Source organism: Microbacterium lushaniae (assembly GCF_008727775.1).
GTDB classification, from domain to species: Bacteria; Actinomycetota; Actinomycetes; order Actinomycetales; family Microbacteriaceae; genus Microbacterium; species Microbacterium lushaniae.
Genome location: NZ_CP044232.1, coordinates 608,187 through 628,792 on the forward strand (window position 1 = coordinate 608,187; position 20,606 = coordinate 628,792).

Consider the following 20,606-nt stretch of genomic DNA (forward strand, 5'->3'; position numbering starts at 1 on the left):
ACAAGGAGAAACCCATGGCAGATCTCGAAGGCAACTCCGCCGCGAAGCGGTTCCACCCCGACACGCCCGCTGCGCGGTTCGAACACCAGATCCGGGGAGCCGGGAATCTCGACTGGGGTATGCAGAACCGCCTGGCGCGGATCCTCGACCCCGGAACCGGTCGCACCGTCATGCTCGCGTTCGATCACGGGTACTTCCAAGGCCCCACGTCGGGCCTCGAGCGCATCGACCTCAACATCGCGCCGCTCGCCCCGTACGCCGATGCCCTCATGTGCACGCGGGGCGCGCTACGCACCTCGATCCCGCCCGCGACGCGCGCGGGACTCGTGCTGCGCGCATCGGGAGGTCCGTCCATCCTCAAGGAGCTCTCCGACGAGTTCACGGCGATGACGATGGCCGACGCGGTCCGGATCAATGCCGATGCCGTCGCCGTGCAGGTGTTCGTCGGCGGGGAGCACGAGACGCGCAGCATCCGCAATCTCACGACACTCGTCGACGAGGGCTACTCCGCAGGCATCCCGGTTCTCGGGGTCACCGCAGTCGGCAAGGAGCTGACGCGTGATGCCCGGTACCTCGGGCTTGCGACGCGCATCATCGCGGAGCTCGGGGCACAACTCGTGAAGACGTACTACTGCGAGGAGGGCTTCGAAGATGTCGTCGCCGGCTGCCCCGTGCCCGTCATCATGGCCGGTGGCAAGAAGCTGCCCGAGCTCGATGCGCTCACAATGGCGTCCTACGCCGTCCGCGCCGGGGCGGCCGGCGTCGATATGGGCCGGAACATCTTCCAGAGCTCCCACCCCGCCGCGATGATGACCGCCGTCCGCGGGGTCGTCCACGACGATCTCGACCCGGCTGACGCCTACGAGTTGTTCCGCGACGCCACGGAGACGAAGGCGCTCGCATGAGCGCCGAGATCCTCCGGTCGGCAGACGCTGCGCTGCGCTTCGGCGAGTGGGGGCCGGCCTACCTGTCGACGACGGATGCCGCAGCGTTCGGGATCGTCGTGCTCCGACCCGGCGATGAGTTCGACAACCACCTCCACGAACAGCACACCGAGTCGTTCGTCGTCCTCGAAGGACGCGCGGAGTTCTGGATAGACCGGGCGCAGCCGGTCGTCGCCTCCGCGGGCGAGATACTGCACGCCGAGCCGAACGAAGAGCACTTCGTGCGAAACCCCTTCGAGGAGACCTTCCGCGCCATCTTCGTCAAGTCCCCTTGGGTCGAGGGCGACAAGGTGGACAAGCCCTGGACGCCGGACGCGTCCGCCACAGACCCGCAGCCCCACCCCATCGAAAGGACACGACCATGAGTGTGCAACGACGCTCCTCATCACCCGCTCGCCGAGCCCGCCGCCTGACGGCCGTCATCGCTGTCGCATCGAGCGCGGGCCTCGTGCTCAGCGGCTGCGGAGGCGGAACGGGCGACGACTCCGGCGGCGGAAGTCAGACGCTCAAGGTGCTGATCGCCGCGCCGCAGGAAGGCGCGGGGAAGATCCTCGAGGCCGACTTCGAAGAGGAGACGGGAGTCGAGGTCGAAGTTGAGGTGGTTCCGTACGACCAGATCCAAACCAAGGCGATCCTCGACGCGCAGTCGGGGACGAACAACTACGACGTCATCCAGTACTGGTACACGTCGGTCGGTGCGCTCGCCGAGGCCGACGCGCTCGCGGACATCACCGAGTGGGTCGAGGGCGATGAAGAGATCGACTCGTCCGACTTCATCGAAGCCATCACCGCGCCGTACACGGAGTATGAGGGCGCCACCTTTGGACTGCCGATCGACGGCGACACGCACGTGCTCTTCTACAACAAGGCGATCTTCGAACGCAATGGCGTCGAGGTCCCCGCGACCTGGGACGAGTACCTCCAGGTGTCGAAGACGATCACCGACGCGGAGAAGGCGAACGGCGTCTACGGTAACGCCCTGCTCGGGTCCAAGAGCGCCTTCAACATCGGCTCCACGTTCTTCAACCGCCTCGCGACGATGTCTCCCGACCCGATCGACTCGCAGATGCCGCAGCTGAACACGGATGCGGCGGTCGCGGCCGCCCAGTCCATGCTGGATGCGGCGCCCTACGCGCTGCCGAGCCCGCTCGAGATCGGCTTCGAGCAGGCGCTCCCGCAGTTCCTATCGGGATCGGTCGGAATGATCGAGTTCTGGACCGACCTCGGCGTCTTCGCACAGGATCCCGAGCAGTCCAAGATCGTCGACGGATGGGGCGTCGCGCCGCTCCCCGTCGGCCCCGAGGGGTCGGTGTCGGGTGCACTCAATGCCGGATGGGCCATGGGAATCAGCCCTAACGCGAGCGACGAGGACCTCGCGAAGCAGTTCGTCGCATTCGCGTCGTCGAAGGACATGAACGAGAAGCTCATCACGACGACCGGTTCGGGCGTCGACCCGATCCGGACCTCGACGCTGGAGAGCTCCGCATACACCGAGTTCGCCCCCGAGGTGTCGGCGGTCGCGGCGGAGGTGCTGCCGAACGCGCAGTCGTGGCCGACGTCGCCTCAGGCTCCGGAGATGATCCAGTCCCTCAGCGACAATCTCGCGCTCATGCTGCAAGGCAGCCTCACAGCCGAAGAAGCCATGCAGCAGACGTGGGACTCGTGGCAGTCGATGGCCGACTGACCCGTCACCGCCCTGGGAAAGGACCCTCCATGTCGCAGCTCGCTTCGGGCAAACGCGTCTCGCGACGCGCGGCTTGGACGGGGCGCGCGCTGCTCGCACCGGCGATCGTCGCCATCGGGCTGATCGCCGTCTATCCGCTCGCGTACATCGTCGCTGCCTCCTTCTCGGAGTCGTCGCTGGGGCGTCCTTTCTCGGAGTGGGTAGGCTTCGGCAACTTCGCGGCATTGCTGGGGGACGGGGTCACGCTCCCGTCCCTCGGCAGGTCGCTCATTTTCGCGATCCCCTCGGCGCTCCTCGCGCTCATTGCGGGGCTCATCGTGGCCCTGTCGTTGGACGCGGCGGTCAAGGGCGGGCGCGTCATCCGCGTGCTCCTCCTGCTTCCCCTGATGACACCGCCTGTCATGGCCGGGGTGATCTGGAAGCTCATGCTCGCCCCGACGGGCGGGCTTCTCAACAACATCGGACAGACCTTCTCTCCGGGCGCCGAGCCGTTCCTGTTTCTCGGTTCCAGCCCCGCCGCGATGGTCTCCCTCATCCTCGTCGACGCGTGGCAGTGGACGCCCTTCTGCGTTCTGCTCGTGTTCGCCGCGCTGCAAACGTTGCCGACGGAGGTGTACGAGGCATCGCAAGTCGATGGTGCGAGCGTCTGGCAGACGTTCTGGCGCATCACCTTCCCGCTCGTGCTGCCGAGTCTCGTTACGGTGCTCCTCCTCAAGCTCGTCGTGTCGTTCAAGGTCTTCGATCTGGTCTTCATCATGACCAGCGGAGGGCCCGGCTTCGATACGACCGTCAGCAGCTACGAGATCTACCGGACCGGGTTGCAGACTTTCGACGTCGGGGCGGCGGCGGCTCAGACGATCGCATTCCTCGTGCTCGTCACCATCGTCATCCTGCCGCTCAACGCTGCGCGCCAGCGCATGCACAAGGAGGGATGAACGTGTCGCTCACGGTTCGTAACGAGGCCCTTGGTGAAGAGACTCGAACGCTCGTCGTCCCGCCAGGGCGGCGTCGCACCAAGTCGCGCACATCGAGCACGTCGCGGCCGGGGCGGCCGTCCGGGTTCGTGACGGCGCTGAAGTGGATCGTCATCGGCGTCGCGATCACACTCGCGTTGCTACCCGTCCTCTACATGGTGGGCATGTCGTTCAAGAGCCCCGACGACATCCTCTCGACGCGCATTTTCCCGTCCCGCCTCGCGGGGGAGAACTGGGTCGCGGCTTTCGAGAACTGGCCCATCCTCACGTATCTACGCAACTCGTTCGGCGCCGCGTTCGTCGCGGTGATCGTGGCGCTCGCGATCTCGATACCGGCGAACTACGCGATGGCGCGCCTGCGGGTAGGGGGAAAGCAGACGCTGGGCCTCATCGTCTCCGCGTATGTTGCGCCCCCGATCGTCGCGATCATCCCGCTATTCGTACTCGTCCGGAGCGCCGGCCTCATGGACTCGGTCATCGGGCTGGGCGTCGTCGAAGGTCTCTTGCTCACGCCGGTGGCGGTGTGGCTCCTCGACGGCTTCTTCCGCGCGATCCCGCTCGAGATCGACGAAGCGGCAGCGCTCGACGGCTGTGGACCGCTGCGCACGCTGTGGTCGGTGATCCTGCCGCTTGCGGCACCCGGCATCATTGCCGTGTCGATCATCGTGTTCATCCTCGTCTACAACGACTTCCTCATCCCATTGCTGCTGACGCAGAGCGTGGACTCGCAGACGCTCCCGGTCGGCATCGCCCTCATGCAGGGCGGCCGCGAGGTGATGTTCGGTCAGATGGCGGCAGCCAGCCTTTCCGGGCTCATCCCGATCTACCTGCTGGCGCTGTTCCTGCAGAAGTGGCTCGTGGGAGGCCTCACCCACGGGAGTATCAAGTAAGCCGCCGCAGCGGTTGGGCTGACTTGGCCACACTCCAATAAGAGTGCAGCCCCCGCGTCAGCGGGTTACGGCCGTCCCATTCCGTGGTATTCCCAGCCCGCACCGCGCCAGGCGGCGGCGTCGAGGCAGTTGCGCCCGTCGACGATGACCTTTCCTGCGACGAGTTCGCCGGCGTGCTCGGGGGAGAGCTCGCGGCGGTACTCGTCCCACTCCGTGACGACGATCACTGCATCCGCGCCTCGCAGGGCCTCGTCGCGGTCTTCGACGTAGTTGAGTTGTGGGTGGATGCGGCGGGCGTTCGCGATCGCGGCAGGGTCGGTGATCGTGACCCACGCGCCGAGGCCGTGCAGGCGGACGGCGACGTCGAGGGCGGGGGAGTCACGGATGTCGTCGCTGTGCGGTTTGAACGCCGCACCGAGGACGGTGATGTTCTTCTTGAACACCGACCCGCCGAATGCGCCCACGACGATGTCGACGGCGCGGTCGCGGCGTCGAAGGTTGATGGCGTCGACCTCGCGTAGAAACGCCACGGATTCGCCGCGGCCGAGCTCTTCGGCGCGCGCGGAGAAGGCGCGGATGTCTTTGGGCAGGCACCCGCCGCCGAAGCCGATGCCGGCGCCGAGGAACCGCCGGCCGATCCGGGCGTCATGCCCGATCGCGTCAGCGAGAGTCGTGACATCGGCGCCGGTGACTTCGGCGATCTCGGCCATTGCGTTGATGAAGGAAATCTTGGTCGCCAGGAACGCGTTCGCCGAGACCTTCACGAGCTCGGCGGTCGCGTAGTCGGTGACGATGAAGGGCGTGTTCTTCGCGATCGAGGGGTGGTAGACCTCGCGGAGCACGTCGGCTGCTCGCTTGCCCTCCTCCCCGGCGGGGACACCGGCCACGAGCCGGTCGGGGTCGATGGTGTCTTGCACGGCCCAGCCTTCGCGGAGGAACTCCGGGTTCCAGACCAACGTCGCACCGGTCGGGGTCACCCGCTCAGCGAGGGTCGCGGCGGTGCCGACAGGGACGGTCGACTTCCCCGCGACGATGTCGCCGGCGGCCAAGTAAGGGAGCAGGCCGTCGATCGCGGCGTTGACGTAGGTCATGTCGGCCGCGTAGCCGTCCTTCACCTGAGGTGTGCCCACCCCCACGAAGTGGACCTTCGCGCCGGCAGCCTCAGCCATGTCGGTCGTGAACCGCAGGCGCCCCGACTGGATGCCTTCGGTCAGGATCTCCGGGAGCCCGGGCTCAAAGAACGGCGCCTCACCCTTGGACAGCGAAGCGATCTTGCGCTCGTCCACATCGATGCCGACGACCTCGTGCCCGATCGACGCCATGGATGCGGCGTGCACCGCACCAAGGTATCCACAACCGATGACTGACAGACGCATGGAACTCCCTATATTTGCCGTACTCTTGCGCGGTCACTCACCGTCGAGCTTCTCTATTCATATCAACTTCCTCACGTGAGCATGTGGCGCGCGCGGGGCTAGCCGCGGCTTCGCCGCCCATCATTCGGAGGTGGAGCAGTCCCCTTCAGGAGCTACGTTCTCTTGCATCGTCGCCAAGCATGACTGCCCTGATGGGGTTTGCCAGCCACCGTAGTAGGGCTGACCTGCCGGCTTTTTAGCACCCGGCAGGTCACCGTCACGGGTCTCCCGGCGTCTGCGAGCTCCGCAGTCACGAGCGGCAGAGCCTATTTCGGTAGGGCGCCTGCGAAAGATTCGCCGCCGCTCGCCGCAGTGCTTCGACCTCTTGCTCCAGCCGCCGATAGTTGTTGGGCCTCCCGACGTTCGAGCCTTCTGAATGCGTCTGACCCGGCTTAGTACCCTCTTCGACCGCGGCTCGAGGCCACCACTTCCACGGCGTCACCGGGTGGGTGGTGGACTCGGAAGTCGGTCGCGATCGGCTCGGCGGTCACTCCGGCCTCGCGGGTATACGCGACGTGGACACATTCTTCCCGCGTTCCGCGCAGGTCAACTCGACTCTGATGTCGCCTACTCCTGCGCCAGACCCTCCTGTTAGAGGCTGGAGAGCGGGCGGTTTGCCCACCTGCGAGCCATCCGCGCAACATGTCGCTCCTTGGCTGTGGTCTTTTGCCCAACGGGGCTGGCGTCGTTCAGGACGGCCGCAGCGACCAGGATCGGTATCCAATAATGCGACTGTGTATAGAAGGCCGAGGTCATGCCGAACGCCAGCACAGCCCCGATCACCGCCGACGGTGCGATGAGGTTGGTCTTACGCATGCCGTTCATCGCCACGACGAGAAGCGAGATCGTGATCAAGATGAACCCCATGAGAAGGAATATGCCCCCCTGGTACCAACCGCGCAGGATGTAGTTGTGGACGACCAGAGATGGCGTCAACGTCCCCTGGTTCAGTGCGTCCATGCCTACGCCCACCCACGGATCCGCGGTGATGTAGTTCCAAGCCCACTCGTATGTCTGGAAACGAACGAGCAAAGAGGCGACTCCCCCCTCTGCGGAGGCCCCCGTGACTTGCTGGACGCGGCTGGCGAAAGCTTCGGGAAGCAACACCGAGAGGTCACCGTTCGCGACCCAGAGGGACACCAGTAAGGAGACCGCCGCGATTAGAAACGAGAGCATCTTGGCAGTGGTGGAAAGACGGACGAAGAAGAAGAGCAAGCCCACCAACAGAGTGATCAACGAGCTCAGACTTGCCGTTGCCAAAAGCGCAACGACGTTGATTCCAAGAGCGCAAACAAGCAGAAAAGGCCGAGCGGCCTTACGGCGCAGCAGATCCAGAAGCACGAGAATCGCGAGCGTAGACATAATGCCCAGAACGTTCGGGTGGTACGCAAGTCCATTCACTCGCCCCTCTCGCGCGATGACCCCGAAAATGGCGATGCCGCCGAGCTGCGCGATCCCGGCAGCCGCGGAAGCAGTCTGTACAACGAGCGTGAGCGTGACGGTGATTCGCACGAATGACGGGTGTCGGCGTGTCTGAAACAGGATCGCCGCGGGCGCCACCGTTACGAGGAGCGCGAACGTGACAGCGACCGTGGTGCTCTCCGTCAGATTGCTGTTCTGGCCGGAACTGAGCCCTCCCAAGACAATCATTGCCGCCGCGGCGATGAGCACACCCTGCATACGGGGTCGTGAGACACGGCCCAGGAGCAGACTCACAAGCGCGAGCACGACCGGAGCAATGCGGACTTGATATGAAACCAAGGCGAAGATCAGCTGCTGGATTGGCGTGATAGCTACCACGACGACCCAAAGCCAACTGTCCAGCCCAAGTCGATCCGTTCGCTGCTTCCGCGCGGGGCGCACGAGAGTTGTGGGGGGCATAGGTTCGAACCTACCTCGCGGCTAGGAGGGGAGCCGGCTGGCAGATCTTGCCCTGGCAGTAGACGGGTGGAACTCGAATATCCAGCGGGTCACAGGGACTCGCCTGGTGACCGCAGACAATCCCCAGGGGATCAGGAAGCCCGCGGCGATCACGATGATAACGAGGAGGGGGCCATTATCGCTGGCTCGCTTGGCGAGATTTGCGACGATGATCATCACCGGGTAGTGCGCAATGTAGAAGACCAGCGACTCCACGCCGAGGTACTTGAAGGGGGTCGTCCATCTCTGCGGTGAGAGTTTGCGTGCAAGTCTGAGGCCCGCGACAACGAGGAAGAAGACGAACGGGGCGAGGTACCAGAAGTACCGAACTTCGCCTGCGACCAGTCCGAGCGCGACCATGCAGATGAGGCATGCTGCTCCAAGGATGGCGGCCCAGCCCTGTCTTAGAAGGAACACGAGCCCTTCGGGGTGCCAGGAGCAGGCCACCCCCATGAAGAAGAAGCAGCCGAGGAACCCGAAGATCTGAAGGTCGCTAAGACCGGTGACGCTTCCGATCACGTTCACAACCAGGAACGCGCCAGCAATGACCTCTGCGCGCATACGAAGCGTGAGGAGAGCCACGAAGTAGTAGCCCATCAGGTAGTAGAGGAACCACAGATGCTCCACCGGGTCAATCGGAACGGTCACTAGACGAGAGAGAGAGTACTTTTCTGGGGCGGCGACTGCGAGGAGGACAACGAAACCAACGGACCACAGCACGTACGGCCAGAGGATCCGCCGAGCCTTACCCGTGAGATACGGCGCGGTGCCCTTCTTGATCGATGGGGCGACGAGCAGTCCCGATAGGAAGACCATGGCGGGCATTCGTACTGGAGCGAAGACGGCGTTAAATGTCTGTAACCAGGAGGGAACGTCCATGTCCGCACGTAGCACCGTAGACGCGTGGAACAAGATCACCAGCATGATCGCTAATCCGCGCATTAGGTCGAGGGAGCCGTCACGCTTCTTCGTCTGCTGAACCGCCGCGTTCACGCGTGTCTCGCCCTATCTGCGTCTGCGGGCGCCTGTGCGCCGAGTCTCCGAAATGCTACCCCGTGTGTGGGCAACTCTATTTTGCCTGCGTAACGGAATACTTTTGAAGGTGAGGAGCCCCGCCGGGGCGGGCTTTGTGGTCGCGACCGTTACCTTGGTGGAGACGCCCTCTCATCGTCACCCCCATCTCCCCTCCCGGGTAACACTGCGCACTACTTTGGCCCCCCTTGGAGGTGCAGATGAACCCGTCTAAAGATCGCGCGTTGTATCGCCCCGGCCTCACAGGGATGCGCACGCTCGCCATCGTGCCGGTGGTCATCTTCCACGCGGGAGGCTACTTCCTGCCGCCCGCGCGCGCAGAGGGTGCGCACTCTCGCAGAGAGTCTGGCGCCTTGACGGACCGCGCAGGCCGGGGGTTCCGGAGAAACGGAACTCTCGACGGCTGAGACGCGTCTCTTGAACGTGACCATGCGAGCCGGGCGCTCGCTACTGTTACCAGCCTGATCCATGCGATGGCACGTGGAATGCTGCGATCAGTGCGACGACGAGCGGCTACGTCACCGTCTAGTTGGAGAACCCGATCTGGCGTGTGACGCCACGCTGTGGGCCCCCTGCGTCGCAGCCGCGGGCTGCACTGGTACGAACCTACCGTGGGGAGGAGTGAAGCACTGAAGGACCGGGGGTGATGAAGTATGCGCCGAAGGCCCCGCCCCTCTCGTCGAAACCGGTTCGCTGGATGGGTTGCGTTCTCCGGCGTCGGGGTAACGACAATGGTCACATTGGGTGGCCCAGAGGTGGCGCCCATGAGGTGGCGCCCGGGGAGTCAATCACGGCCGGGACCTGGCGAGCGCCTTGTGGTGGCAAGCCGTAGAACCCGCGCGGTGGTCTGCATCGCGCCCCGCGCGGGGCGGATCAGTAGATAGGCCAGAAGAAGCCACGTCACCGACGCAAGCACCGAGGTAATTATGGCCAGCCAGGGGTTCGGAACCCACGTAGTCGATAGCCAGCCGATTGCGCCGATCGGAACTAGGAAGCATGTCGCGATAACCGCCGCCTGCAGAAAAGTGCGGCGACTGTCGAGCAGCGTGGAGCGGCCGCACCACGTGGTAGTTATGGCCCACGCCGCAGCGTAACCGACCGAGTGTCCCCAGGCCACGCCCGTAGCCCCCCAGGGCAGCCCCAGCGCCATCGCGAAAATGATCAAGGGTTGGGTGACGAGATGCGCACGGAAGAGCGAACCGGTTCGTGACGTTGAAACGAATGCCCAGTAGGACGCCTGGTTGAGCGACCGGAAAACGCCGCCCACGCAAAGGGCCTGGAAGATGGGAATCGCTGGTAGCCATTGATCTCCGAGGAGGATCGTGACGAGGGGACCAGCTGTGCCGAATGCAAGCGCGTAGGCCGTAGCAAGTGGGGCTCCCGCAGCGAGCTGGGCGGCGAGGATTTGACGGTTGAAGGTTTGCGGGGCGCTGGCTCGGGAAAGGACGGGGACGGCAACCCTGGTTAATGGGGCCAGAATTTGGTTTATCGGTGCCATCAGGAGTTGATAAGCACGGCTGTAGTAGCCCAAGGCCGCCGCGCCCGTAAACGCGCCCAACATGTAGTTGTCCGCGTTGCGGGCGCCATACGCTAGCAGTTGAGCGCCCAGGAGCCCTACTCCGAAGTTGAGGAACTCACTTACCGAGGCCCGGTTCGGAAGCCCGGGTCGCCACCGCGATAGTGCTACGGCGAGAACTGCTCCAACCAGCGCCGTCGTCAGTTGTTGCGCCACAAGAGCCCATACTGATGGTTCGAGCACCGCCCACAAGATGCCCACCACGAGTCCGACGGCGACGGGTGCGGTGTCCGTGATCGTCAGTCGGAGGAACTGAAGCCGGCGGTTCATTTCTCCGCGAAACTGCGTGGAGAATCCCGTAAGTAGGAGGCTGACCGATATCCACTGCAGCATCGCAGCTAGCTCGTTGGATCCGAATACCGCAGCCACGAGCCAAGACGCACCGAAGGTGAGCATGGCGACTGAGGCCCCTAAACCCAGGTTGATCCAGAAGAGATTGGACTTCTGGTGTTGAGAGAGCGGGACACCGCGGGCAACCGCCAGCCCCAACCCGGAGTCGCGGACCAGTTCTCCTAGCGCGACGACGCTCAGACAGATAGCCATGAGGCCAAAATCACCCGGTGAGAGCAGACGTGACAGGCTCACCGTAGATATGAGGAGAAGCAGTACGCGGGCCAACTGCCCAGCCGTTACGAGCGACGCTCCCCTTGCTCCGCGCGAACTGAAGGAGTCGTCAGTTGCTGTATCGCTCATGCCGGAGCGACACGCTCGGTTGCCGTAAGTACGGATGCACGAGCGTGCCGGATGGCTGCATCGACATCCACATCGAGCGCCGTCATATTCGGGTATTCTTGCGGCCCTTCGCCCTCGTGCTGGCCGACCCACGGCATTCCAGCCGCCAGGAAGTGGCGGCCAATCTTTCCCCTTGATGTGGGAACCCATCCGATTGGGATCGCGCCCTCGGTCGCCGCCACTACAAGCCCGTGCAAACGGTCGCTGATTAGGAACGCGCATTGACGATAGAAGCCACGGATCGACTCCTCGTGGGCGCGATGTTCATTATCCGCAAATAGCACTGAACGAACCCCGAACCGAGTGGCGAGCTCCTCCGCGCGAGCGTTATCCCGTGTGACCTGGGACGCGAACGCCAACTCGAGGCCAAGTTCACGCGCCTGCGCGGCCACCCAATCGAACCATGCGGGCTCGGGCTCAGCTCGATCACCGCGGAGCATAACCCCGAGATAACTACGAGGCGTCATCTTCGCGTCTTCCGTGGCAAGGCTGAAGGCCCAATCTGGCACGATCACAGACCCAGGCAGCATCGCTGCTGTCACCCCGTCTCTTGCCCACACCGCTGTGGCGAGGTGGGACATTAAGCGGTATGGCGCAGCCAGTGGCCCGCGGTGCTTAGGCACGCCCACGCCAAGCCAAAGCACCGCGCCGCCCCGCGCACGCGTCGCTAGTGCGAGCGGCAATAGCGACGCCATTCGCAGTGCCCCCCGACGGGAGACCGGAACCTCGCCCGCGTTCAGGGCGAGCACGATCCGTCCTCGAATGGACGTAATCCAGGCTCGTCGGTACCAGGAGGAGTAGGACGGTTGCACACGATCGCCGGCGACCAACCCGAGCCCGGACAGGAAGCCCTCGTCCGCGTTCTTCACCCACACATGCATATCGCCAAAGCGACGCAGAGTGGCAAGGTAGGGCCTTCGCAACAAGGAATCGCCGATGTTGTCTAGTTGGCCGGTGCACCAAACGAATACATCCCTCTTATCGCTCACTTCGACTCCTCAGACCTCGAAAATGCTTACCGACTCGAGCGGCGGCTGCACGTGGGTCGGACCAGATCCAGCGCCACGCGGCGCCGATGAGGGCGACCGGTCTGCTCGCGGAAAGCGCCGCGCGGGCAATTCGAGCTTGAGTTGACTGCAGAATTTCCCTCTCCGTCATTGGGCGAATAGCTATGCCATAGGCATTGCTATAGTGAGCGCGAATCAGTTCCTTTGAACGGATTGCCGACTCAGCCGATTTCACCGACTTCCCACCATCCATGCAGTAAAGAGAGGTGGCTTCGTCGCGGACGGAGATGTAACCCTCGCGGGAGAGGCGAAGGAGCAACTCATAGTCGTCCCCATAACGGGGTCGTAGTGGTTCGGGCGCAGCCTGTTCGGCCTTTCGAAGCGCGCTTACACGGACTACGGCATTGCAGGGTGGCCAGGGCCCGTACCCCTCAGTCAACAGGGAGTGGGTGTTGACAGGAGAGTATCGGATGGGAAACTTCGTCTTCCTTGTCGATGAGCGGCTGAAGCCGACAACAACGCCTGCCGCGACAGCGACTGCGGGAGCTTCGTCGAGGGCCAGGACGGAGTTCTTCACTCCTTCCGGAATCAACAGATCGTCCGCATCGAGGAAGATCACGTAACCGCTCTCCAACAGGCTAGATCCGGTAGCGCGTGCTACGTATGCTCCTGAGTTTTCTTGGGTGTGAACTTCAGCACCGCACGCGGCAGCAAGATTTGCCGTCGCGTCTGTGGAACCGTCGTCTACTACTATCACTCTTGCTGCGCCTGCCAGCTGCGCTGAACTGATGGCTTCTCGTATGGTCGACTCCGCGTTGTATGCCGGGATGACCACGGTCAGGTCTGCGATCATGTGCTGGCCGCCCCGAGGGTCGAAATGATCTCGTTGCGCGCAGTGGTCAAGCGTGTGAGCGATCTGCGGATCCGTGACCAGTACTCCGTGGGATCGGACGCGATCTCTTCCAGTTGCCGTGCCACATGCTGAACGTCAAAATCAAAGGCGTTGTGGACGAACGGAGTCAGTCCCAGATCTTCGTACGCCCCCCAACCTTTCCTTTCGTAGCTCAGATGGACGGCAGGAACGCCATTTCGAATGCTCTGGATGGCGCCGTGCAACCTGACCGAGACCACTACGGATACTCGAGACGGCCCAGGAAGGGTACCCTCCACGAGCGAGCGGCTGGCGGCGCCGCCGAGGAAGTGATGGTAGAACGATGCATCGTCATTTCCACGCGCGGACGCTTGGACGAGCAATTCGCCGTCAGTAACCCGGACGAGTTCACGGACGTTCTCCGTGTATCGTTTTTGCCGCGTCCGAGAGCTAGAAAGCTGCCGTGCGACGACTCCGATGTTCAGAGCGTCCGGCGGGGTAGCCGGAACAGTCTGAGTCGTGTCGGTGGTGAGCGCCAGGAGCGCTGTGTCTGGGAGTCGTTTTACATTCACCTTGCGGCGAAGGAGATCGGCCGTGCGGTCGTCGCGCGCGAGGTAGGCGCGAGCTTTCCCGAGCCGTCGATCGATCATGCGAGTCGGTGCGTATCGGAATGGTCCCGCGCTCTGAGAGAGGTACACGGTCGCGCCGTTGAGTGCGCCAGCCTCAAGTTGCGGGTAGTGAACCAACATCATCTTCAAAGCCTCGACCGGGTTGCCGCCGCGGAGATAACCACCCCCACGCCCACCACGAGATCTGCGTTCGAGATCAGGAGACGCGCGGCCTTGGGAAGGCGCCCACCGCGGAGAACGCTGGCTATCGAGCGTGAAGCCAGGTCAAGGCTTCGCAGGGTCTCACGCTTCAAGGTGAATGGGTTGACGTGCGTGCGTCGCGGCCCGTCCGCGAAGCTGTCGGGGTCGAGAGCCAAGATCGTGACGGTACTCGACGGGTCCACGCTCCGGACCAGCTTGACCGCTTCTTCGACCAGCAACCCGTCGCCGGAGTTAGTGCTGCTGTACGCGTGCAGGAGAACCACTCTCATCGGCTTACCTGCCTGAATACATCGGCGTGCGCCCTCGCTGAAAGCTGCCAGTCAAACCGTTCGGCATTAACGATCCCGCGCGCGCGGAGCTCTGAACGTGCCTTCTCATCCTGCGCGAGCTCGATCATCGCCTCCGCTATCGAGGTGGCGTCGATACCGTTGAGGATCCGCGCTGCATCGCCGGCAACCTCGCTGAGAGAGCCGCGACCGCTACATATCACCGGCGTTCCGCTTGCCATAGCCTCGAGTACCGGGAATCCGAACCCTTCATAGGAAGAGGGGAAGCAAAACGCGGTCGCCCCCTGCATCAGTGGAAGGAGATCAGCCTCGGATACCCGCCCGAGATACTGGACGCCCCTCGTTCCGCGGACTGCCTGCATGATGTCGCGGCTTCCCCAGGCTGGCGCCCCCGCAACAACGAGCGGAACTCCTGTTTCCTTGAACACGGTCTGCGAAGCATCCGTCAGCGCCAGTAGGTTCTTGCGCGGGTCGAGATTGCCGACGTAGAGAAAATACCGCTCCGGTAAGCCGAGCCGACGACGAAGGCTGGCCGGGTCTCCGGCGGGGCGTGGATGGAACTTGTCGTGATCGATGCCATGGTGAATGACGCTGATTCGACCCGCAGTCGTTGGTTCAAAGAACGCAATGTCGTCTGCGGAAGAGTGCGAGACGGTGATTATCTTGTCGCTCACTTTCGCGAGCCTGCGGACTCGCTCACGCCACAACCGATCAGCGGCTGAATTCCGCACGCCGCCAAGGTGCAATGTTGCCAGACCATGGATGGTTCCGACTATCGGGAGCCGGCCTCGGAGGACCGCCCCAGTGTCGGCAGGGAAATGCGCAACGGTTGCCTCCGCGGGGGGAGAGATAGGCCACACCACTCCTTCTAGTCCAGCGTAGGCGACGCTTCGGAATCGGCCGGAATCCGAAAACCTCGGAGGACGCGCGAGCGTGTAACGGATACCGAAGTCTGCGATGCGCTCATAGACGCTACGCGCGTAGCGCGTGTTGCCTCCGACTTGGCGGTCGAGAACTCGCGCGGACACGAGGACGTGGGGCTGGCTGCTCATTTAGTGATTCCAGAGTGATATGCGGATAGAAGTGCAAGGCGTTGAGTTTCAGGGGTGTAGTCGGATAGCGCGACCTCTGCCCGTGAAAGAAGGATCCTTCGAAGGCGCGGATCCTGCGCCTCTCCTGCCACGTCCGCGAATTCTGTTGCGCTTGTGAACTGCGGCAGGTCTAAAGACTCGAAGGCCGGAATGCGGCGAACGACCGTAGGAACTCCCAGCGCCACAGCCTCCAACACCGCGACGGGGAAGCCCTCCCAGGCTGCCGTGTGCAGGTAGATATCTGCGGTCCGCACGTGGCGCAAGGCCTCCTCGCGAGGCAACCAACCCGTCACGGTCACGCCGTCTGCTTCCGCCGTTGATTGTAATGTGCTATCGCCTCCCACCCATGTTGCGTCGACCTCGACACCCTGCCGCCTCGCTTCTCGAATGCATGCAAGGAAGAATTCCGGGTCCTTTTGTCGGGCCGCGCGTCCAGCGCCCACCACCCTCAGCGGAGGGGTGCCGTTCGGACGCACGTCGACGGCCTTCGCGCGAGGGGCGACGTTGGGGACAAACACAACTCGAGTCCCTGGTGTCCACCGAGAAAGCTGCGCTTCTCGCGGTGAGCAAGCAGCAAAAACGGAGGTGTTGAACGCTAAGAAGAACTCCGTCAGGCGAAAAGCTAACCTTTGCAGTGCGCCGATATCCTTGCGCTCAAATGCGTAGCAATGGGGCGTATACACGATAAGCGTGCGCGCCCTGCGGGCGGCTACTCGCGCGTAAAGCCCACCAAAGCTCGAATGTGCATGCACGATGTCGAACCGCTTCCTTCGCAGGTGGGAGCGCGTAGCGCGGGCACGCCTTCCGTGGCCTGGGGGCAGGGCTGTAGCTGTGGTGAAGCGACTTAAGTCGGCCGCCACAATCGGCGCGTCGGCACGCTCGGCGTACAGAAGGTGATGTTCGAACTCAGGCGTTGCGGCCACGTAATCGAGTAACGCGGAACCTACGCCTCCTCCGAAACTTTCGACTACGTGAAGAACGCGAGTTGGCGAATGGGGCCCAGACGGGTGTGGCGCGCTCAATGGGCTGTTTCTCCGGGAAGTAGTGCGGCCCGACCGGTTTTCAGGAGGATAACGACGTCTCCCATCAAGGACCAGTTCTCAACGTAGGACAGGTCCAAGCGAACCGAATCCTCCCAGGAGAGCGACGAGCGCCCGCTAACTTGCCACAGTCCAGTGATTCCGGGCTTCGCGAGAAACCGGCGATGGACATGGTCGGCATACTGCGCTACCTCTTTCGGGAGGGGCGGCCTCGGCCCCACGAGCGACATCGAGCCGCCAATCACGTTGAACAGTTGTGGCAGTTCGTCGAGGCTGAACTTACGCATGACTCGACCAACCGGGGTGATTCGCGGGTCGTTTTTCATCTTGAACATGACTTCATTGCCAGCGTCGCGCTTCCCGTCCGCGAGTTGCTCAAGCAACTCCTCGGCGTTCGGGACCATCGAGCGGAATTTCAGCATTGTGAAGTCTTGGCCGCGCAGTCCGATGCGGGTTTGACGAAAGAGGACGGGTCCCTGGCTCGTCAGCTTGACAGTTACGGCGAGGACGACGAGCAGCGGGCTGAGCACGATGACGCCCAGCACACTCGCGACCACGTCGACCGCCCGCTTCAGGAAGAGCTGGCCCTTGCTGAAGCGGGGCGTCTCGACGTGAATAAGTGGCAGCCCTGCCACGGGGCGTGTGTGCAGGCGAGGCCCGGCGATATCAGTGATGCTCGGAGCGAGCACTAAGTGCTGGCGGCCGGCCTCCAAGCTCCACGAGATCTCCTTGACCTTATCGGGGGGAAGTTCGTCCGTGCTTGTCACCGCCACAGTGTCGGCTCCCGTCGCCGCGATCGCGCGTTCGACGGCATCTACGGATCCCATCACCGGGATCGTCGACCCAGGGATGGTGTCCGCGACCTTTCCGGAGGGAACGCACGCGCCGACGACCAGGTAACCCGCGCTCGGGTTGCGTTGAAGTTCGCGCGCAATTTGGGTGACTGAAGCGAGGGATCCAACGAGCAGCACTTTCGCGGAGAACTCTCCCCGCTGACGCTTCATGATGAGCCATTGACGCCATACCCACCGCCCCAGCACAAGCGTCGCGATGCCGAGCGGCAGACTGATCAGCAGGTACCCACGAGCGAGGTCGATCTGGGTGAGGAATGCGAATATGGCAATCAGTCCGAATAGGCGAAAGCTCGCGTCTGCCACTCGGATGTACTCCTGGGAGCCCGTGCCGATGACTCGCTCGTTCCGTGAGTCGACGAGGGAGAGCGCCCACATCCAGACAACGATCAGGATCGCCGAGAAGGCCCAGTACGACAGGTCGGTGATTCTGGCGTCGTTCGCCATTGCGACCGTGGCGTTGCCCATACCGAACCAAGCGATCTGAGCGCCGTAGACGACCCATACGAGCACGAGAAAGTCTGTGAGGAGGAGCCGTCGCGCATAGGTGTGCCGCCACTTTGACGGGATGGGTCGTACTCCCTCGCGAGCTTGACCACTGGACGACGTCTTTGCCGGGTACGTTGACGGCATTCGTTCTGCGGTCGGGCGCGAGTTGGACTTGGTGGTCTGCGACGTCGATGTCGCGCCGACCGTCAGGTCAGACGTCACAGTGGATAGTTCCTTCCGTCGCTTGGCACCCCAACGGACCTTGATTCCCAATTTCAAGCTAGCACCGGATTGTGTCGCTCGAATTTCGGAATGGGGGACAAATGGGGGACAAACGATCCCTTCTCGCCAGGCGGCAGAAGGGGTGAAATTGGGGCGGTCAGTTGGGCCATCTCGGCGTGTCGCCGCTTCGGGTGCGGCGCGGGGCGTGGACCGCGGTGTGCCTGAGCATAGGGTGTCGCCGCGGCCGGCGATGTGCGGTCGGACGAACCCGGACGCTTCGACAAGGTCAGCTACCGGAAGGGGCTATCGACGCCGAGACGCGCGGAGTCAGGGGAGGCGCGTGAGGGAGTCGCCGGACCAGACGAGGGTGGCGTCGCCGGAGGAGGCGAGGGCGACGGGAGCGGCGGGGTCGACGGGGGCGCACCCGAGGGAGGTGGCATCCGCGAACACGTCGCCCGACAGGCGCGTGATCTGCAGGCCTTCGCAGCCGTCTTCGCGGGTCGCGACGAGGACGGCGTCAGCGGAGATCGCCACCGCCGCCGCATCCGTCGCCGGGAGCGGCGCCCACTGGCCGTCGGAGCCGAGTACGAAGGCCGTGCCCTCGCACACGAGCGCGACGGTGGCGCCGGAGGCCCGGGCGCTGCGCGGGTCGGCGCAGGGCGTCTCCACGGGGCCCTGGGGCGTGAGGAGGGACGCGGGGGCTGCAGGGTCGGGGTAGCGCGACGCGGCGAGCACCTCGGGGTAGGGCTCCCAGAACCGGCCCTGCGTGAAGGTGCGGAGCGCCTCGGTCTCGCATGCGTCGCCCATACGGGCGATGGCCTCGGCCTCGGTGCCGGCGAAGGCGTCGAGGGAGACGAGCTGGCCGATGCCGCGGTAGAGCGGGGTGACGTCGGTCCACGTCTGGCCGCCGTCGGTCGAACGCTCGATCAGCGGGGCGGTGACGCCGCATTCACCGGCGACTCCGCGCCACATTCCGCCGGAGCCGACGGAGAGGAAGCGCTCGTCGGAGCGGGGATAAGACGTGACCGCCACGGGGGCGGTTGGTGTCGTCGGCGTGGGGGTGGCCGCGGGGGTCGCCGGCGGTCCGAATGTGAAGGACGGAACCGGGTCGGGGTCTGTCGCGGCGGGCCGGGATGTGCCGTGCTGCAGCGCCATCACGGCCAGGACGATCGCGGCGACGGCCGCGACAGCCACCGCCACCCCCGCGAGCCAGCGCGCGGAGGTGCGGACGCCCGGTGGACGACGAGCCATCACACTCCAGGGTCAGGGCAGCAGGTTGGATTCTTCAGGTTCGCGGGTCATCTGGCGTGCGGGCTCGGCGGAGCGCCGACTGCGGCGGGCCCTGGGCGGGGCCGGCGCGGGCGCCGGTGGGGGCGTCGCCGACTGTGACGTGGTGTAGGTGCCGTATCCGCCGTAGCCGTACCCGTAGCCATAGGCGTCAGGGCCGCGCGTGGGCACCATCGTCAGGACGAGGCCGGCGACCTTGCCGCCCACCGTCTCCAGCGCGTCGAGGGCGCCGTTCAGCTGATGGGTCGTGGTGCGGCCCGCGGCGACGATGACGATCGAGCCGGAAGTCGAGCGCGAGAGGATCGCAGCATCCGTCACCGGAAGGAGCGGCGGCGCGTCACACAGGACGACGTCGAACTCCTTGGACAGGGCATCGAGGAGCTGACCCATCTGCTTCGACCCGAGCAGCTCGCTCGGGTTCGGCGGAATCTTGCCGGAGGGCAGCACGTACAGCGGGCGCTTGCCCCACGGGAACATCACATCGGCCACGCGGGCGCGCCCGATGAGCACGTCGGTGAGTCCCGCGCCACCTTCGATGTTGAGGTACTCCGACACCTTGGGCTTGCGCAGATCGCAGTCGAGCAGCGCGACGCGCTTGCCGGCGTCGGCGAGGGCGAGGGCGAGGTTGATCGTCGTCGTGGACTTGCCTTCGCTCGGCAGGCTCGAGGTGACGACGAAGCTGTGCCCGCCGTCCATCTCGAGGAACTGCAGGTTCGTGCGCAAGGTGCGGAACGCCTCGGAGCGGCTGTTGTGCGGGTCGGCCTCGAGGATGAGCGGACGCTCGCGGGCCTTCGGATCGAAGGGGATCGCCCCGATGAGGGGGCGATCGGTGAGCGCCTCGACGTCGCGGGCGTTGCGCACCTTGATGTCGAGCACGGCACGCAGCACCGCGATGCCGAGACCGGCGGCAAGACCCACGAGGGCGCCGAGGGCGAGATTCAAGGGGACGTTGGGGCTCACCGGGTTGGCCTGGGGGAGCGCATCCTTCACCCGACTGAGCTGGACGGGGCTGGCCGTCTGCTCGTCGCGCATCTCGATGCTCTCCACAGCGGTGGTGAGACTCGCGGCGATCGCGTTGGCCAGGTTGGCCGCCAGCACCGGATCGGCGTCTTCGACCGAGATGTCGATGAGGAAGGAGTTCAGCGGGCTCGACGCGGAGACCTGCGCGGCGAGGCTGTCGGCTGTTCCGCCGAGGTCGAGCTCGGCGATCACGGGGTTCAGCACGAGCGGGCTCTCGGCCAGCTGCACGTAGGTGCCCACGCGCTGCAGCGCGAAGCTGCCGCCCTGCTGAAGCTCCTGCACCGTGCCACCGGCCTGCGTCGACACGAAGACCCGGCTGGATGCCTCATACATCGGCGTGCGGGTGAGTGAGTAACCCGCAGCCGTCGCAATGCCGATGAGCGTCGTCGCGACGATGACGAGCCAATTCTTGCGGAGGATGCGGATGTAGTCGCTGAGCTCCAT

The 20,606-nt window shown here is 64.4% G+C and carries 18 protein-coding genes; 5 read left to right on the forward strand and 13 right to left on the reverse strand.

Annotated features, from left to right (window positions below; all coding sequences use genetic code 11):
• Positions 1-14 precede the first annotated feature (14 nt).
• From lsrF to F6J85_RS02890, 5 genes are all read left to right on the forward strand, one after another.
• Positions 15-905 (forward strand): 3-hydroxy-5-phosphonooxypentane-2,4-dione thiolase, encoded by an 891-nt coding sequence (gene lsrF, locus F6J85_RS02870; RefSeq protein ID WP_150923744.1) that lies wholly within the window; start codon positions 15-17, stop codon positions 903-905.
• Positions 902-1,309: a cupin domain-containing protein gene (locus tag F6J85_RS02875; protein WP_150917461.1), complete on the forward strand. Its 408-nt coding sequence runs from the start codon at positions 902-904 to the stop codon at positions 1,307-1,309. The genes lsrF and F6J85_RS02875 overlap by 4 nt, the downstream gene beginning before the upstream one ends.
• Positions 1,306-2,628, forward strand: a complete 1,323-nt coding sequence (locus tag F6J85_RS02880) for an extracellular solute-binding protein (RefSeq protein ID WP_150923745.1) — start codon at positions 1,306-1,308, stop codon at positions 2,626-2,628. The genes F6J85_RS02875 and F6J85_RS02880 overlap by 4 nt, the downstream gene beginning before the upstream one ends.
• A gap of 29 nt (positions 2,629-2,657) precedes the next feature.
• Entirely contained in the window at positions 2,658-3,563 is a 906-nt protein-coding gene (locus F6J85_RS02885; protein WP_150923746.1) for a carbohydrate ABC transporter permease, read from the forward strand.
• Positions 3,564-3,691: 128 nt separating this feature from the next.
• Positions 3,692-4,492, forward strand: coding sequence for a carbohydrate ABC transporter permease (locus F6J85_RS02890; protein ID WP_191906722.1), 801 nt, complete (start codon positions 3,692-3,694; stop codon positions 4,490-4,492).
• Between the two features lie 65 nt (positions 4,493-4,557).
• Here F6J85_RS02890 and F6J85_RS02895 read toward each other — a convergent pair whose 3' ends face one another.
• From F6J85_RS02895 to F6J85_RS02960, 13 genes are all read right to left on the reverse strand, one after another.
• Positions 4,558-5,868, reverse strand: a complete 1,311-nt coding sequence (locus tag F6J85_RS02895) for a UDP-glucose dehydrogenase family protein (protein ID WP_150923748.1) — start codon at positions 5,866-5,868, stop codon at positions 4,558-4,560.
• Between the two features lie 630 nt (positions 5,869-6,498).
• On the reverse strand, positions 6,499-7,587 hold the full coding sequence (locus tag F6J85_RS02905) for an O-antigen ligase family protein (RefSeq protein ID WP_191906723.1): 1,089 nt from the start codon (positions 7,585-7,587) through the stop codon (positions 6,499-6,501).
• 222 nt (positions 7,588-7,809) lie between these two features.
• Positions 7,810-8,820: an acyltransferase family protein gene (locus F6J85_RS02910; RefSeq protein WP_150923751.1), complete on the reverse strand. Its 1,011-nt coding sequence runs from the start codon at positions 8,818-8,820 to the stop codon at positions 7,810-7,812.
• Between the two features lie 823 nt (positions 8,821-9,643).
• On the reverse strand, positions 9,644-11,128 hold the full coding sequence (locus F6J85_RS02915) for a lipopolysaccharide biosynthesis protein (RefSeq protein WP_238707040.1): 1,485 nt from the start codon (positions 11,126-11,128) through the stop codon (positions 9,644-9,646).
• Positions 11,125-12,156: a polysaccharide pyruvyl transferase family protein gene (locus tag F6J85_RS02920; protein WP_150923753.1), complete on the reverse strand. Its 1,032-nt coding sequence runs from the start codon at positions 12,154-12,156 to the stop codon at positions 11,125-11,127. The genes F6J85_RS02915 and F6J85_RS02920 overlap by 4 nt, the downstream gene beginning before the upstream one ends.
• On the reverse strand, positions 12,146-13,027 hold the full coding sequence (locus F6J85_RS18265) for a glycosyltransferase family 2 protein (protein WP_150923754.1): 882 nt from the start codon (positions 13,025-13,027) through the stop codon (positions 12,146-12,148). Before F6J85_RS18265 ends, F6J85_RS02920 begins: the two co-directional genes overlap by 11 nt.
• The gene (locus tag F6J85_RS02930; RefSeq protein ID WP_150923755.1) at positions 13,024-13,797 is read right to left on the reverse strand and encodes a polysaccharide pyruvyl transferase family protein; all 774 of its coding nucleotides are present in this window, start codon (positions 13,795-13,797) and stop codon (positions 13,024-13,026) included. The genes F6J85_RS18265 and F6J85_RS02930 overlap by 4 nt, the downstream gene beginning before the upstream one ends.
• 2 nt (positions 13,798-13,799) lie before the next feature.
• Positions 13,800-14,138 carry a hypothetical protein gene (locus F6J85_RS02935; protein ID WP_150923756.1) on the reverse strand — a complete coding sequence of 113 codons (339 nt, stop codon included), beginning with the start codon at positions 14,136-14,138 and terminating at the stop codon, positions 13,800-13,802.
• Between the two features lie 2 nt (positions 14,139-14,140).
• Complete coding sequence (locus tag F6J85_RS02940; RefSeq protein WP_150923757.1) at positions 14,141-15,214, reverse strand: glycosyltransferase family 4 protein; 1,074 nt, start codon at positions 15,212-15,214, stop codon at positions 14,141-14,143.
• Positions 15,211-16,275 (reverse strand): glycosyltransferase family 4 protein, encoded by a 1,065-nt coding sequence (locus F6J85_RS02945; RefSeq protein ID WP_420846120.1) that lies wholly within the window; start codon positions 16,273-16,275, stop codon positions 15,211-15,213. The genes F6J85_RS02940 and F6J85_RS02945 overlap by 4 nt, the downstream gene beginning before the upstream one ends.
• The gene (locus F6J85_RS02950; RefSeq protein WP_150927130.1) at positions 16,272-17,777 is read right to left on the reverse strand and encodes a sugar transferase; all 1,506 of its coding nucleotides are present in this window, start codon (positions 17,775-17,777) and stop codon (positions 16,272-16,274) included. The genes F6J85_RS02945 and F6J85_RS02950 overlap by 4 nt, the downstream gene beginning before the upstream one ends.
• 405 nt (positions 17,778-18,182) lie before the next feature.
• Entirely contained in the window at positions 18,183-19,106 is a 924-nt protein-coding gene (locus F6J85_RS02955) for a hypothetical protein (protein WP_150923759.1), read from the reverse strand.
• Between the two features lie 12 nt (positions 19,107-19,118).
• On the reverse strand, positions 19,119-20,606 hold the full coding sequence (locus F6J85_RS02960; RefSeq protein ID WP_150923760.1) for a tyrosine-protein kinase domain-containing protein: 1,488 nt from the start codon (positions 20,604-20,606) through the stop codon (positions 19,119-19,121).